Genomic DNA, 14,609 nt, shown 5'->3' on the forward strand with positions numbered 1-14,609 from the left:
ATCGTTTCGCGCTTGCATCAACCACCGCGCGTGCCGATCTCCACTTCATGAAACAACCCACGCTCTTTATCCCGCACGGTGGCGGCCCCTGCTTCTTCATAAACGAGAACGCGCCGTGCGATCCGATGTGGCAGCCGATGGAAGCCTATCTGAAAACCATCATTGCCGACCTGCCTGAACGTCCGACCGCGATCGTGATTGTGTCGGGCCATTGGGAGGAGCCGCTGTTCACGGTACATGTAGGCGAGAAGCCGGGATTACTATTCGATTACCACGGCTTCCCCGAACACACTTACGATCTGCGCTTCGACGCTTCCGGAGCGCCTGATGTTGCCCGCGCGGCCGCGACTCTGCTCAACGAAGCCGGGTTTGCGACGGCAGAAAACGCGACGCGCGGCTGGGACCACGGCGTTTTCATCCCATTGATGGTTGCCCTCCCCAATGCAGATATCCCGGTCGTACAGCTTTCGCTGCGTGCAGATCTCGACCCCGCCGCACACATCGCCGCCGGTCGCGCACTGGCACCGTTACGCGAAAAGGGCGTTCTGATCATCGGGTCGGGCATGAGCTTTCACAACATGGGAGTACGCGGGGGACAAGCTACGGCTCCAGCCGATCAATGGGATGCTGCCCTGACCGCCGCTGTCACCGACCCCGACCCACAGGCCCGCGCAGCCCGCGTCACCGCATGGACAGACCTGCCGAACGCGCGCTTTGCGCATCCCCGCGAAGAACACCTTCTGCCGCTGATGGTGGCCTTGGGCGCGGGGCAGGACGACACCGCCGTCCAAACCCACCATGGTCACGTTTTGGGTTGGGCAATTTCGGGGCACAGGTTCGGATGACCCGGTTGATGAATTGGCGTTTGGCGTCCGCGCAACGCTTGCCGTAAAGGGGCGCAATGTCTGACCGTTTCGACGCAATCCCCAGCCGCCGCGCCATCATCGACCGGCGGGTGCTTGCCGACACTCTCGCCGCCCTCGACGGTGATACCGGTGCCCTGCGCGGAATGGCCGGAGCGTTGCTGAAACCTGCGTTGGAGGCAGGCCGCGCCGAAGTCGCCCGTCGCCTCGCCGAACATCCCCAACGCGGGCGCGAAGCAACACAGGCTCAGGCATTCCTGATCGACCAGATCGTCCGCCTCGCCTTTGATTTCATCACGCACCGGCTTTACCCCACCAACAATCCGACATCGTCCGAGCGCCTCACAATCGCTGCCGTTGGAGGCTATGGCCGCGCCGAGATGGCACCGTTTTCCGATGTCGACATCGGGTTTCTGACACCGTGGAAGCAGACCGGATGGACCGAGCAGGTCATCGAATCGATGCTCTACCTGCTCTGGGATCTTGGCCTGAAAGTCGGCCAGAGCAGCCGTTCACTGGACGAAATGGTCCGCATGGCAAAAAGCGACCTGACCATCCGGACGGCCTTGCTCGAGGCTCGATATGTGTGGGGCGATCAGGCGCTGTACGACGAAGCCGCCGCGCGCTTCGACGCCGAAGTCGTAGCAGGGACCGCACGCACCTTCGTTTCTGAAAAGCTGGCCGAACGCGATGCTCGCCATAAGCGAATGGGTGACAGCCGCTATGTCGTCGAACCCAATATCAAGGAGGGCAAAGGCGGCCTGCGCGATCTGCACACGTTGTTCTGGATCGGAAAATACGTCCACCGGGTTCGATCAGTCACCGAGTTGGTGGACAAGGGGCTACTGACCAAGGAGGAGCTTCGCCGCTTTCAAAAGGCGGAGAATTTCCTGCTCGCCGTCCGCTGCCACCTCCATATCGTCGCAGGGCGTGCCGAGGATCGCCTGACGTTCGACGTGCAGCCGGAAATCGCGCGCCGTATGCAGTATAACGATCGGCCGGGGCGCTCCGCAGTCGAACGATTCATGCAGCATTATTTCCTGACCGCGAAAACCGTCGGCGACCTGACCGGCGTGTTCCTTGCGCATCTCGACGACAGCATGGCACCCAAGGGTCGGCGCTTTACCCTATCGGGTTTCAGGCGATCCCCGCGCAAATTGTCGGGTTTCGTTCTCGATCGCGGACGATTGGCCCTGCCCTCCGAGGACTGGTTTCAGAAAGACCCCGTCCGCCTAATCGAAATGTTTGCACTCGCCGACCTTCACAATGTCGAGATTCATCCGCAGGCGATGCGGATCGCCAATCGCGATGCTCGCCTGATTACCGCCAAAATACGCAACGACCCGCGCGCGAACGCCCTGTTCATGGATGTACTGACGTCCCCGCGCGACCCGGAAACCGTACTGCGCTGGATGAATGAGGCCACTGTGTTCGGCCGTTTCGTTCCTGACTTTGGCCGCGTCGTCGCCCAGATGCAGTTCGATATGTATCATCATTACACCGTGGATGAACATTCGATCCGCGCGATCGGACTGTTATCGCGCATCGAACACGGCGAGCTGAAACAGGATCATCCACTGGCGACGACGATCATGCAGCAGATCGTTTCCCGCCGCGTGCTGTACGTCTCCGTCCTGCTCCACGACATCGCCAAGGGTCGCGGCGGCGATCACTCCGTGCTGGGTGCCGAAGTCGCAATGAAACTTTGCCCGCGGCTCGGCATGACCCCGGCCGAAACGGAAACCGTGGCGTGGCTGGTTTCAAAGCACCTCATCATGTCGGCCACCGCATTCAAACGGGATCTATCGGATTTCAAGACGATCATCGATTTTGCCGAACAAGTGCAGTCGCCCGAACGACTGCGCCTCCTGCTCGCGCTGACCATCGTCGATATTCGCGCGGTTGGTCCCGGCGTCTGGAATGGGTGGAAGCGCCAGTTGCTCGGAGATCTGTACCAATCGACCGAGGAAGTCCTTCGGCTGGGTCATAAACAGACCGGCCGCGCCGAACGGGTCAGCAATAAACAGCAGACATTGGAAGAGGCACTCGGCTGGGATCAGGCGCGCTTCGATATTTACCGCAAGCGCCTACCCGAAAGCTACTGGATCGCTGAACCCGACGACATCATCGCCAGCAATGCGCGGGTTATCACCGAAGCTGGCGACCGGTCGCTGCACGTCGCCGCACAAGTCTATCCGGCACGGGGTGCCACGCTCGTCACCGTTTATGCCAGCGATCACCCCGGCCTGTTCTACCGGCTTGCCGGGGCCATCCATCTGGCTGGCGGAAGCATCATCGACGCGCGCATCCACACAACCCGCAACGGCATGGCGCTGGATAATTTTCTTGTGCAGGATCCGTTCGGCCGCCCCTTCGATGATGAGGGTCGACTCAAACGACTCGAGGTCGGTATCGAGGACGCGCTTGCCAATCGTAATCGCCTGAACGACCGGTTGGCTGCACGGCCGCTGGCGCGCCCGCGTGCCGATGCGTTTGAAATCGCGCCGAACGTGCTGATCGATAACAAGGCGTCGAACCGGTACACAGTCCTCGAAGTCCATGCCCGCGACCGGCCCGCGCTGCTCAATGCGCTCGCTTATGCGCTGTTCCAGTCGCGCGTGACGATAAGTTCGGCGCACATCGCGACCTATGGCGAGCGCGCGGTCGACACCTTTTATGTAACCGACCTAATCGGCGACAAGATCGAGGGAACGGCGCGGTTAAAGGCACTGGAAAAGCGTCTGCTGGACGCATCGGGCATTCCCGCGACGCTGGCCCCCTCTCCCGAAGGAGAGAAGGCCGTCGCCTGAACGCTCGTTATTTGAGCAAGACTTCCTGAAGCGTCATCGAACCCATTTGGGTCCGCATCGGTCCACGTCCGGCGGATGCAGCATCCATCTGGTGCTCGTCCATCTTCATCATCGCCACGAACTCATCCTGACGACGCTTTGATTCAGCTGTTGTCGGCCAATCCTTGAATTCCATCACGAGAAAAAGATCGGGCTCTCCGGCACGTGGATCGATCGCCGACAGCACGTGATAACTGACCAGATAGCCCTTCTTTTTCGCAAATTCGTTTTGTTTTTTCCACTGGTTCGCCAGGAAATCCATATAGTTTTCGAATTGGCCCGGCAGTACCTTGATCATCGAAATCGAGGTGTAATTACCCGGTTCGCTATTCGATCGCTGAGCCACAGCAGGCGTGACGGCGATTGCAGCTGTCGCGAGCGCGAAGCTGATCAGAGCATGAATTTTCATTATAAACTCCCCATGTTGAAACGCACCGTTTGAGAGGCGCGAGGTTGCAGACGCACGAAACCCGATCGGGATTATGCGCCCGCTAACCCAACATGAGTCGCGTTTACCCGGTCACTCTGGAAAAGAGCATTGAAACGCCAATGTTTCAAGCAACTTGAAAATTATGCGCCCTGGGTTGCCAGACTCTTCATGACTTCGCTGTGAAGCCAGATGTTCATCGTCGCCGAATCATTGGTATCGCCGGTATAGCCAAGTTCATTGGCAAGCTCGGTACGATTGGAGAGGCTTGAATCGAGCCCCAGCAATTTCATCAGATCGACAATCGACGTTTGATAGTTGGATTCGACCCCTTTCGATGCCGCAATCGCGGCAAGGCGGGCATCGATTTCATCTGGAGTCGCAGTGGCGGGTGCAGCTGCAGGAGCCGGTGCGGCTTCTACAGGAGCAGGCGCGTCGGCGGGCGCTTCCGCAGGTGCCGCTGCTGCCGACTGGCCGAAGATCGCGTCTTTGATCGAACCGAAAATGCTCATGGCTTAATCCTGTCTGTTGAGTCGAAAGCGTTAGTGCTGAACGAAACTAACCGCGCAAGGTGAAGGTTGCGAGACCGTATTGATATTCCTTTGCCTAAGGGGCGACCGCATCTGGGTGTGCCGCCTTAAAGGCAGGCAGCGTACACGCCCCCGCATCGATCCGCACCAGAGTCGGATAAGGCGTCAGATCGACAGCCAGTCGCCGCGCATTATACATTTGCGGGATCAGGCAAATGTCGGCCACGCCCGGCGTCGTTCCCGACAAGAACGCCCCTGCTCCCGCAGCCATTGCTTCGAGCGCCGCGAATCCCTCCGTCACCCAATGTCGATACCAGTCGTCCCGTCGTTCCTGCGCAATGCCCAGCGCATCATCGAGATGGCGGAGAACGCGCAAATTGTTCAGCGGATGGATGTCACAGGCAATTACCAACGCCATCGCCAGCACGTGCGATCGTGCGGCCGCATCGCGCGGCATCAGTGGTGGTTCGGGATGTTTCGCGTCCAGATAGTCGATGATTGCGAGACTTTGCGTCAGTTTCAGGCCATCGATCTCCAACATGGGCACTAACCCCTGCGGGTTTTTATCGACAAAGTCCGGTTCTCTTTGCGCGCCCTTGACGATGTTGGTCGGCACCGTTTCATAAATGATATTCTTGAGGTTCAGCGCGATACGAACGCGATAGCAAGCCGAGGATCGAAAATAGTCGTAAAGCCGAACAGTCATCTGGGATCCTTGGAAAAATATTTGAAAAAATACCGATGGCTTGGACCAGACAGTTGCCATTCATGACCACAAGCTATCGCACCGTCGCATCCGTTCGCCAACCCGGAGCCAAGCCCAATGAAATACCGACACCTGCTCGCCAGCGTTATCACAATGCTCGCCGCACCAGCATTTGCCACAGCGCCGATCTCGGGAAAGTGGCTGACCACCGAACGCGATTCGATTATCGAAATCGGACATTGCGACGATGCGCGCGGCGGATCGCTGTGCGGGAAAGTTGCCCATGTTTTCAAAATGGGTGACGACGGCAAGGCAATGCTCGATTTCCACAATCCAGCGACCGAACTGCGAACGCGCTCCATTCAGGGCATCAACGTTTTAACTGAATTAGCGGATAGCGGATCGGATTGGCGCGGTAAAATCTATGATCCAAAGTCGGGCAAGAGCTATAAATCAATTGTAACGCGTAACCCTGACGGAACCTTGCTCGTTCAGGGTTGCGTCTCGTTCATATGTAAAAGCTTTGTCTGGACGCCAGCACGCTGACACCCAGACCTGTCATGAATTATTTGGACCTTTGCAGTGCCTCTTCGGCGGCGGCGTCGAAACCTGACGAAGGCAAAGGGTCACCCGAATCGCCAGGAGCGACTGCTGCTGGCGGATCGGAGGCATCCATCGATTCATCCAGACCGCGATCAAGTTTCGCATCTGGATCGCTGGGATCACGCTTCAGGCGACGAGCGATGTCGGTATCCTGCCCGGCACTCTGATCGGGATGCGTCACCGGTGTTTCTTCACCCGGAGCGACTGATGCCCGCTCCATATCCTTCTCGGGAATAATCTGTGTGTCTGCCATGGCCGTCTCCTCTTCACCGTTAGAACGGTCAGGAGTGTCGGGGTGTTCCACACGGGGATTTATGGTCGGGCGAACGCGTTTCGCCATGCCGTCGAGCAAGCCGTTCACGAACCCCTTTTCGCGCTTGGCATAAAACGCGTCGGCGACATCGACATATTCGTTGATGACCGACTTTACCGGCACATCGTTGCGGGCAAGTAATTCATATGTTCCGGCACGCAGAATCGCGCGCATCGGGCGATCCAGCCGATCCATCGTCCAGCCCGACGCCAGCAGCGCCGTGATATGCCCATCTATCTCGCCCCGCCGGGCATCGACGCCCTTGACCAAATCGTCGAAGAAATCGAATTCGGCCTCGTTATATTCATCATCGCCGATGGTCGCCCCAAGCCGGTGCTGGTGGAACTCATGCAACAGTTTGATAAGAGGCGTTTGCTCCATTTCGAGCTGATAAAGCGCCTGAACCGCGGCTAGCCGCGAGGCGGAACGGGATTTTGAACGAATTTTCATGATAATCGCGCCCTGACCGATGCAGCGTGCGCGGGCAACCCTTCTGCGCCCGCAAGCGCAATTGCCGCCGGTCCCAGATGGGCAATTGCCGCCGCATCACACTGCAAAAAACTGGTCCGCTTCATAAAATCGAGTACCGACAGCCCCGACGCAAAACGCGCCCGTCGCCCAGTCGGCAACACATGATTCGGCCCGCCCAGATAATCCCCGATCGCCTCTGGCGTGTGCCGCCCCAGGAAAACCGAGCCAGCGTGACGCACCCGCGCAAACAGGATTTCGGGTTCGTTTACAGCCAGTTCCAGATGCTCAGGAGCAAGACGGTCGATCAACCCAACCGTATCGCCCAGATCCGCGACCAGAACGACAGCGCCATAAGTTTCCCAACTTGCGCGGGCGACCTTTTCAGTCGCCAGTGTCGGTAAAAGCCGTTCCACCGCCTCGATCACCCGATCGGCGAAATTTGCATCGTCGGTCATCAATATCGATTGGCTGGTTGGGTCATGTTCGGCCTGACTCAAAAGATCGGCTGCGATCCAGTCGGGATCGTTTTCGGAGTCGGCTACTACCAGAATTTCCGATGGTCCTGCTACCATATCGATGCCGACCCTGCCGTAAAGCTGCCGTTTCGCTTCGGCGACCCAAGCATTGCCCGGGCCGACGATGGCATCAACCGGCGCAATCCGGTCAGTTCCGTAAGCCAGAGCAGCGACAGCCTGAGCCCCGCCGATCCGCCAGACTTCGTCCACCCCCGCCAGCGCCGCTGCTGCCAGCACGAGCGGATTGATCTCTCCGCCCGGAGTCGGCGTCATCATTACCAATCGCCCAACCCCGGCAACTTTCGCCGGAATCGCATTCATCAGGACCGAGGATGGATAAGCCGCCCGACCACCGGGAACATAAAGTCCGGCGGCATCGACCGCCGACCAGCGCGCGCCCATCCGCACCCCGACAGCATCGGTCGTTTCCGAATCCGCTGGCCGCTGAGCCTTGTGATAAGCCGTAATCCGGTCGGCCGCCAGTTCCAGCGCACCCCGCAATTCAGGGTCCAGTGCCTTCAGAGCAGCTTGGCATTCCCCCAGATCGACCTGCCAGCCAGTTGCCTCCAGATCATGTCCGTCGAAACGCGCTGTCAGGTCGGTGACTGCTGCATCGCCCTCCGCCCGTACCCGCGCCAAAATCGCGGCAACATCCCGTGAAACATCGGCGTCGCTGTCTCGTCGGTCGTCGACCAGCGCCGCGAATCGCGCTTCGAAATCACTATCCCGCGTGTCGAGCCGAATCACGCGACCGCCGCCCGGAAAGCCTCGATCAGCGGCGCGATATCTTCGCGAGTCTTGAAGGCGGCACGATTGACGATCAGCCGCGCGGAAACGTGTGCGATCACTTCGACCTCGACCAACCCGTTGTCCTTCAGCGTCCGCCCCGACGAAACGAGATCGACAATCCGGCTCGACAGCCCAAGTGTCGGTGCCAGTTCCATCGCACCGTTCAGCTTTACGCACTCCGCCTGTACGCCCCGCGCCTCGAAATGCTGCCGCGTCAGATTCGGATATTTGGTTGCTACCCGCACATGGCTCCAACTCGCCGGGTCGTCGGTTGCCGCCAGATCGACCGGTTCGGCCACCGAAATCCGGCAATGCCCGATACCGAGATCGACCGGCGCATAAACTTCGGAATAATCGAATTCGAGCAGAACATCGGAACCCACGATCCCCAGTTGCGCCGCACCATGCGCAACGAACGTCGCTACATCGAATGCGCGCACGCGGATGATGCTGACATCCGGCCGGTTGGTTGCGAAACGCAATCGCCGATCGTTCTCGTCACCGAACCCGGCTTCGGGTACGATTCCGGCGAGCGCCATCAAGGGGAGAGCTTCGCTCAAAATGCGCCCCTTGGGCACGGCTATGACAATGGGTGTAGACACGCGCGTTCGCTTAGGCGGCGGGCTCGCCCTCGGCAAGTTCGGGGTGACGGCGCATAGACGGAGCAGGGTTACACGGCTCTCTTTCGACGTCGCTCGTCGTCGGGATCGCCAGATTAAGGAAGGCAGACAATGAACTTTCGCCAAGCGATGGAATATCAAGCGCAATTTTGTGAAAACAGCGGCGCGCCGATCACCGCGCGGGTTTGTCGGGCATTGGCAGAGGCGATCGATAGTAAGAGCGCAACTGGCGCGCGAGCGTTGGGCTGGACGGGTAATTACATCGCCGATGCAGTACCATTGCGACTCGTCGCGCCGTTTCATTTTCTGTTTCGTAAGGGGAGTTGCGTGGCTCTCGATCCGCTTTTCAGGGGCGAAGATTGCGACGACGTGGCTGCGATCCACCGTGCTATTGCCGAGCACGATGCGGAAATCCTGCCATGGCTGGATGGGCCGCCGCAAACCAATGAAGCGGCACGTTCGGCCACATTCATGGCCGCACTGCTGGTTCTTGCCGACAGGTTTGGACATGAATTCGAATTGTTCGAAATCGGGTCCAGTGCGGGTCTGAACCTGCTGATCGACCGGTATCGCTACGACCTCGGCGGGGTGTCGGTCGGTCCCGCCGACAGTCGAATCGTCATCAGGCCGGAATGGAAAGGACCACCACCACCGAACGCTTCTATTAGGATCAGCTCATTGCAGGGCGTCGATATCGCGCCGATCGATGTTCGCGATGCTGCTGCGGCCGAGCGGTTGCTGGCTTATGTGTGGATCGATCAAAAAGATCGGTTTGCCCGGACCGAAGCCGCCATCGAAATGATAAAGGCTGACGGTCCCCATCTCGAAAAGGGTGATGCGGCGGACTTCGTGGAAGCAAGCTTAAGCAAACCACAGACCGGGGAGACTACGCGCGTACTCCTGCACAGTATTGTCTGGCAATATTTGCCTGAGGAAACACAGCAGCGAATCACGACGGCGATGGAGGCGGCGGGTGCCAAAGCCACAGTCGAGCGCCCACTGGCCTGGATCGCGTTCGAGGCCGATCGGACTCTGAAACAACACACCGTCCGTTTGCGAATTTGGCCGGGCAATACGGATTCGGTCGTCGGCCTTGCTCATCCCCATGCAAGCTGGATCATCTGGTCCAGCCTTCAGGAAGCATCCTAACCGGTCACCGCAGGAAAGATCGTATCGCCTCGATCACTGCCTGCGGCTGTTCCCAAGTTACGAAATGCCCGGCGTCCGGGATTTTTACGATTTTCAGGTCTGCAACCAGGGCGTCGAGCCCGTCGAGTTGTGCAGGCGTCAGCGCCTTGTCTGCCATGCCCCAAATGACGAGTGTAGGCATTTGCACGACCGGGAACGGTGCGGCCAGATATGCGGGGCGGGCGGGCGTCTCATCCATCGCCGGCACGATGATCTGCGCCGCGCGATACCAGTTCAGCATCGATAAAATCGCGCCTGGCTGTGACCATTCGTCAATATAGGCGGCGCGTTCCTCGGGAGCAGCTGTGCTACCGATACCCGAAGGTCCGAAAATCCGATCGAAAAATGCCCCGAGGTCGGCCGCCAGAAAATTCTCCATCCCCGGCGTTCGGAATGCGCGAATGTATTGCGACCCCTCGCGCTGGGTCATGTCGTCGAACAGGGATTTCTGGAAAACGAATGGATGCGGCGCGTTGAGGATGACGAGCCGTTCGATGCGTGCCGGGTTGCCAAGTGCCGCCCCCCACGCAATCGCCCCGCCCCAGTCGTGGCCGACAAGGGTAAACTTGTCGATGCCAAGCGCATCGGCCAGCGCAAACAGGTCGGCAACCGGTTTGTCGGGCGTATAGTTTTCGACGCCTTCGGGTTTGGACGACCGCGCATATCCGCGCTGATCGGGAGCAACGACACGAAAGTCCCTCGCCAGATCGTCCAACTGAAACCGCCACGTCCGCGCGCTTTCGGGAAAGCCGTGCAAAAAGATGATCGCGGGCGCGCCCTCGGGTCCACCGATGGTGACGTCCAGTTCGACTCCCGTCGATAAAGCAAAGCGTTCGCGGCGCAGTTCGGTCATAAATAACTCACTGTCTTGGCGATCTCGGGGATCGGGATAAACTCCTTGTCGTCTCCGGGCACGGTCGGGAAGCGGCCTGCTTTCCAGTCGTCCTTGGCAACGTTGATCCGGTCGCGCGAGGACGACACGAAATTCCACCAGACATGGCGCGGGGTTGCGAACGCGCCACCGCCCATCAACATCGCGCGAATCGGCGAAACGGCACGCAGGGTCGCCGCGCTGCCGGGCTTCAGCACATAGAGTACGAACGGCGTCAGCGGTTCGCCATCGAGCGTTGCATCGCCTTCGGTAACGAGGATCGCACGCTCGTCCGCATCGGCGTCGATCGGCACGCGGGCTCCGGCCTCTAACGCAATCTCGGCATAAATCGTCGGCGCGTGGCAGGTCGTTGCCGCCGTCTGCCCCCACAACGTCCCCATGATAATCCGCGCCCGAACACCGGGCGTTTCCAGCAGCGGAAGCTGGGCTGGCGCGATCTGTTCGAATGCCGGTTCGATCTCTTCCTTGCCATCGGGCAACGCGAGCCAGGTCTGCATTCCGTAAAATGCCGGACCATCCGCGCGCATCGATTGCGGCGAGCGTTCCGAATGGACGATACCGCGCCCCGCCGTCATCAGATTGACCGCGCCGGGTTCGATGACCGCGTGGCTGCCAATCGAATCGCGATGCTCAATCGCACCCTCGAACAAATAGGATACCGTCGACAGGTTGATATGCGGATGCGGACGAACGTCCATGCCGCGACCGGCGGGCAACCGCGCAGGGCCAAACTGATCCACAAAGATAAACGGCCCCACCATCGTGCGGGTCTTCGCAGGCAACGTCCGCCGCACCTTGAAATCGCCGAGATCGTGCGTGACGGGCAGTATCGTTTCGATCAACAGATCGCTCATTCGCCGGGTGCCTTTGCCTTGATCGCCAGCGCGTGGACGCGTTCGGCCAGCAATTCGGCAAGCGCGCTATTCACCATCCGCTGTCGCGCAACCCGCGACTGGCCGGTGAAGGCATCACTCTCGATTTCGACAGTGAAATGCGATTCGCCGCGCGGGTCATGGCCCGAATGACCAGCATGTTTATCGCTATCATCGATAACGGCGAGCGATATTGGCGAAAGCGCGGCGATCAGCCGCGTTGCGATTTCGGCCGCGACAGGCCCTTTAAGGTTGGTGTCCATCGACCCTATATAGCCCAATTACGCGAAAAAGAGACACTGTTTGCCGATCGAAAACCCCAGACGCCACACCCGCTTTCACGGCAGGGTCGAAAATGCCGCAGCGATGTGTGGAGAGGCAGGCTGTGCCGCGCCGGGCGAATTTCGCGCGCCACTGGAACCGGGTAATTTCGACGGACCAGGGGCTTGGCGCTGGCTGTGCCTCGATCATGTCCGCGAATTCAACGCCCGCTATAATTTCTTCAATGGCATGAGCAGCGACGAGATTGAGCAGCAGCAGCGCCCGTTCGCCGGATGGGAACGCGAGACCCGCGCGTTTTCCTCTGTTGGTGCCGATCGCCCACCAAGCTGGGCCGACTTCACCGATCCGCTCGAAGCCATTTCCGCCCGGTTCAAACGCACCATGCCACAGGACCGCACCGATGGTCGCCCTTTGTCGGGCGAGGACCGCCGCGCACTGAAGGAACTCGGCCTCGACGTAAACGCCGATCGCAAAGCCCTGCGAACGAGCTATTCCGAACGCGTTCGCCGCTTCCACCCCGATCGCAACGGCGGCGACCGGAGCCATGAAGTTGCGCTTCAACGGACAATCGCCGCCTATAACCAGTTGCGAAGCTCAGCCGCCTTTGCCTGAAACAGATTCTGACAGTTCAGCCAACTGATCGGCAACCGCATTCCAGCCGCCAACGAAGCCCATCGCCTCATGCTGCTTCAGGGCAGCCTCGTCCCAATGCCGCGCGCTGCCCCGGTAACATGTCCCTTTGCCGTCAGGGGTGATCTCCATAATGCCCACCATAAACGCCTTCTGCGGCACCCAGCCGCTGGTGAAAGCATCTGTGAAGACAAAGCGCCGATTGGGCGTGACTTCAAGAAACACGCCATCGGATGGCGCTTCTTCGCCATTCGGGCCGCGCATAATCATCGCGGACCGACCACCGGCGCGCCAATCCTGTTCGACGATCTCGGTCATCCACGGCTTGGGACACCACCATTCGGCGGTGCGTTCGGTCATCACCCGCCAAACGATTTCAGGAGGGGCCGCGATGTATTTTTCTACAACGAGTTCATTGATTTGGTGCACGTCAGTCATCGTCTGCCCTCAGGCTGTCAGGTCCACGACAGGTTCGAATCCACCGAAGACCATGCGTTGGCCGTCGAATGGCATCGGTTCGGCCATCATGCGCGGATCGGTGCGCATCTTTGCCATTGCTGCATCGCGTGTCGCCTTGTCGGGCCACTCGATCCACGAAAAACACACCGTTTCGCCCGGCTTTGCCTGAACAGCTTTACCGAAATCGGTTACTTTTCCTGCGGGAACGTCGTCACCCCAGCCCTCGACTATGCGGGTTGCGCCTAGTTCTAGGAATATCCGGTCGATGATATTTGCGTGATCGATAAATTTTTGCCGATTCTCGTCAGACACAGCAATCAGAAAGCCGTCGATATAGCTCATGATGCAGATCCTTTGATCGTCGCCGCGATGGCCCATGTATATCCGAATGGATCTTCGACATGGCCATAGCGGTCGCCCCAGAACATATCGGCAAGCGGCATCTGCGCCGTTGCGCCCGCCTTTACCGCACGGTCGTACCATGTGTCGGCATCATCGACGTAAAGATGCAGCACGATTGCAGCCGGCTTGGGTGACGTCGTGCCGCCATGATATTCCGGGAAGTCGTCGTTCAGGATCAGCGATGCTCCGTTCACGAGCAGGTGCGCATGCATGACGCGGGTATCGTCGGGCGTTTTCGACGGTTCCGGCCCCATGGGTTGGTTCGCAAGAAGCCGAACTCGCTCTGTCGCCCCGAATGCCGATTTATAAAAATTGATCGCCTCTTTCGCGCGATTATCTGGAATAGAAAGGTGAGGCGTCAGCCCGCTCGTTACCTGTGGCGTTGCATCAGTCATGTCATCCTCCATTCGTGAATTTTGCGAATCACTGTTTGACGGTTCTGCCGATCTTAGTTAGAAAACACAACTATGAAGTTAGATAAAGTGACTGAAAAACGCGACCGTTGGTATGATGATGCGTGCGGCACCGCTCATGCGCTTGAACTGATCGGGGAACGCTGGGCATTGCTCATCGTGCGCGAAATGATGCTGGGTGGCCGCCGCTTCGGCGAACTGCGCGCCAGTCTTCCGGGGATCAGCGCGAATGTCCTGACCGTGCGACTGGCTGGCCTCGAACGTGACGGCATCGTTCAGCGTCGCACTCTTCCGCCCCCGGCATCGGCGCAGGTGTATGAACTGACTGAATGGGGATATGAGGCTGAACCTGCCATTCAGATGCTCGGGCGATGGGCAGCACGCTCGCCCGATCATGACGCAACCCTGTCTTTCAGCGCAGTATCGCTGATGCTTTCCCTTCGCACCATGCACAGTCCGGCCAGCGTCGCGGACATGGACGCCCACATCGGCTTTATCCTGAATGACGACCACTTTATCGGCCACCTGACCAGCGCGGGGCTTTCCGTGGAGCGCGGCAACCCTGCGGGAGCCGATGTCGTATTCACCGCCGCGCCGCCGGTCATGGCAGGGGCAATCTATGGCGGCGCACCCCTTGCCTCGCTTGAGGGCGAGGGACTTCTGACGATAGAGGGGAACCGCACGCTGGCCGAACGGTTCGTCACCCTGTTCCCTCTGCCGACAAAAGCCTTTTAAGCGCCGCCTTCCCCTCGACTTCGCGCATATCGGTCGGTTAGGAGGGAAGC

General features: G+C 59.3%; 17 protein-coding genes and 1 pseudogene. 6 read left to right on the top strand and 12 right to left on the bottom strand.

Annotated elements, in window-relative coordinates; genetic code table 11:
- The first annotated feature begins 47 nt into the window (after positions 1 to 47).
- Both D3Y57_RS11525 and D3Y57_RS11530 read left to right on the top strand, forming a co-directional pair.
- Positions 48 to 845 (top strand): DODA-type extradiol aromatic ring-opening family dioxygenase, encoded by a 798-nt coding sequence (locus D3Y57_RS11525; RefSeq protein WP_121155813.1) that lies wholly within the window; start codon positions 48 to 50, stop codon positions 843 to 845.
- Between the two features lie 56 nt (positions 846 to 901).
- Positions 902 to 3,673: a [protein-PII] uridylyltransferase gene (locus D3Y57_RS11530; protein ID WP_121153106.1), complete on the top strand. Its 2,772-nt coding sequence runs from the start codon at positions 902 to 904 to the stop codon at positions 3,671 to 3,673.
- A gap of 7 nt (positions 3,674 to 3,680) precedes the next feature.
- Here the strand turns inward: D3Y57_RS11530 and D3Y57_RS11535 are convergent, their stop codons facing one another.
- The 3 genes from D3Y57_RS11535 to maiA form a co-directional block, all read right to left on the bottom strand.
- On the bottom strand, positions 3,681 to 4,121 hold the full coding sequence (locus D3Y57_RS11535) for a hypothetical protein (protein ID WP_121153107.1): 441 nt from the start codon (positions 4,119 to 4,121) through the stop codon (positions 3,681 to 3,683).
- 161 nt (positions 4,122 to 4,282) lie between these two features.
- Complete coding sequence (locus D3Y57_RS11540) at positions 4,283 to 4,651, bottom strand: DUF3597 domain-containing protein (RefSeq protein WP_121153108.1); 369 nt, start codon at positions 4,649 to 4,651, stop codon at positions 4,283 to 4,285.
- A gap of 94 nt (positions 4,652 to 4,745) precedes the next feature.
- Positions 4,746 to 5,375, bottom strand: coding sequence for a maleylacetoacetate isomerase (maiA, locus tag D3Y57_RS11545; protein ID WP_121153109.1), 630 nt, complete (start codon positions 5,373 to 5,375; stop codon positions 4,746 to 4,748).
- Positions 5,376 to 5,492: 117 nt separating this feature from the next.
- Between maiA and D3Y57_RS11550 the strand changes: the two genes are divergently transcribed.
- Positions 5,493 to 5,921, top strand: a complete 429-nt coding sequence (locus D3Y57_RS11550) for a DUF2147 domain-containing protein (RefSeq protein ID WP_121153110.1) — start codon at positions 5,493 to 5,495, stop codon at positions 5,919 to 5,921.
- A gap of 379 nt (positions 5,922 to 6,300) precedes the next feature.
- On the opposite strand, the pseudogene nusB reads toward D3Y57_RS11550, so the two are convergent.
- The 3 genes and pseudogenes from nusB to hisG all read right to left on the bottom strand — a co-directional run.
- Positions 6,301 to 6,741, bottom strand: a pseudogene (nusB, locus tag D3Y57_RS20420) (transcription antitermination factor NusB); the annotation flags it as partial.
- Positions 6,738 to 8,024 carry a histidinol dehydrogenase gene (hisD, locus tag D3Y57_RS11560; RefSeq protein ID WP_121153112.1) on the bottom strand — a complete coding sequence of 429 codons (1,287 nt, stop codon included), beginning with the start codon at positions 8,022 to 8,024 and terminating at the stop codon, positions 6,738 to 6,740. The pseudogene nusB and the gene hisD, both read right to left, overlap by 4 nt.
- A complete protein-coding gene (gene hisG / locus D3Y57_RS11565) occupies positions 8,021 to 8,668 on the bottom strand; it encodes an ATP phosphoribosyltransferase (protein WP_121153113.1) in 648 nt (215 codons plus the stop codon). The genes hisD and hisG overlap by 4 nt, the downstream gene beginning before the upstream one ends.
- 129 nt (positions 8,669 to 8,797) lie before the next feature.
- On the opposite strand from hisG, the gene D3Y57_RS11570 reads away from it, so the two are divergent.
- On the top strand, positions 8,798 to 9,835 hold the full coding sequence (locus D3Y57_RS11570; RefSeq protein ID WP_121153114.1) for a DUF2332 domain-containing protein: 1,038 nt from the start codon (positions 8,798 to 8,800) through the stop codon (positions 9,833 to 9,835).
- Positions 9,836 to 9,839: 4 nt separating this feature from the next.
- Here D3Y57_RS11570 and D3Y57_RS11575 read toward each other — a convergent pair whose 3' ends face one another.
- From D3Y57_RS11575 to D3Y57_RS11585, 3 genes are read right to left on the bottom strand one after another with little or no spacing between them, the layout of a single operon-like run.
- Entirely contained in the window at positions 9,840 to 10,727 is an 888-nt protein-coding gene (locus tag D3Y57_RS11575) for an alpha/beta fold hydrolase (RefSeq protein ID WP_121153115.1), read from the bottom strand.
- Positions 10,724 to 11,620, bottom strand: a complete 897-nt coding sequence (locus D3Y57_RS11580; RefSeq protein WP_121153116.1) for a pirin family protein — start codon at positions 11,618 to 11,620, stop codon at positions 10,724 to 10,726. The genes D3Y57_RS11575 and D3Y57_RS11580 overlap by 4 nt, the downstream gene beginning before the upstream one ends.
- Complete coding sequence (locus D3Y57_RS11585; protein WP_121153117.1) at positions 11,617 to 11,901, bottom strand: BolA family protein; 285 nt, start codon at positions 11,899 to 11,901, stop codon at positions 11,617 to 11,619. The genes D3Y57_RS11580 and D3Y57_RS11585 overlap by 4 nt, the downstream gene beginning before the upstream one ends.
- A gap of 103 nt (positions 11,902 to 12,004) precedes the next feature.
- Here D3Y57_RS11585 and D3Y57_RS11590 point away from each other — a divergent pair, with 103 nt between their 5' ends.
- Positions 12,005 to 12,532, top strand: coding sequence for a J domain-containing protein (locus D3Y57_RS11590; RefSeq protein WP_239026071.1), 528 nt, complete (start codon positions 12,005 to 12,007; stop codon positions 12,530 to 12,532).
- Here the strand turns inward: D3Y57_RS11590 and D3Y57_RS11595 are convergent.
- Genes D3Y57_RS11595 through D3Y57_RS11605 form a run of 3 tightly spaced genes read right to left on the bottom strand, consistent with a single transcriptional unit; the run spans position 12,515 to position 13,806 of the window.
- A complete protein-coding gene (locus D3Y57_RS11595; RefSeq protein WP_121153119.1) occupies positions 12,515 to 12,988 on the bottom strand; it encodes an SRPBCC family protein in 474 nt (157 codons plus the stop codon). The genes D3Y57_RS11590 and D3Y57_RS11595 overlap by 18 nt on opposite strands.
- A gap of 9 nt (positions 12,989 to 12,997) precedes the next feature.
- Positions 12,998 to 13,351: a DUF1428 domain-containing protein gene (locus tag D3Y57_RS11600; protein ID WP_121153120.1), complete on the bottom strand. Its 354-nt coding sequence runs from the start codon at positions 13,349 to 13,351 to the stop codon at positions 12,998 to 13,000.
- Entirely contained in the window at positions 13,348 to 13,806 is a 459-nt protein-coding gene (locus tag D3Y57_RS11605; RefSeq protein ID WP_121155815.1) for a VOC family protein, read from the bottom strand. Before D3Y57_RS11605 ends, D3Y57_RS11600 begins: the two co-directional genes overlap by 4 nt.
- Positions 13,807 to 13,878: 72 nt before the next feature.
- On the opposite strand from D3Y57_RS11605, the gene D3Y57_RS11610 reads away from it, so the two are divergent.
- Positions 13,879 to 14,559, top strand: coding sequence for a winged helix-turn-helix transcriptional regulator (locus D3Y57_RS11610; protein ID WP_121153121.1), 681 nt, complete (start codon positions 13,879 to 13,881; stop codon positions 14,557 to 14,559).
- Positions 14,560 to 14,609: the final 50 nt, after the last annotated feature.

This window comes from Sphingomonas paeninsulae (assembly GCF_003660165.1).
GTDB classification, from domain to species: domain Bacteria; phylum Pseudomonadota; class Alphaproteobacteria; order Sphingomonadales; family Sphingomonadaceae; genus Sphingomonas_O; species Sphingomonas_O paeninsulae.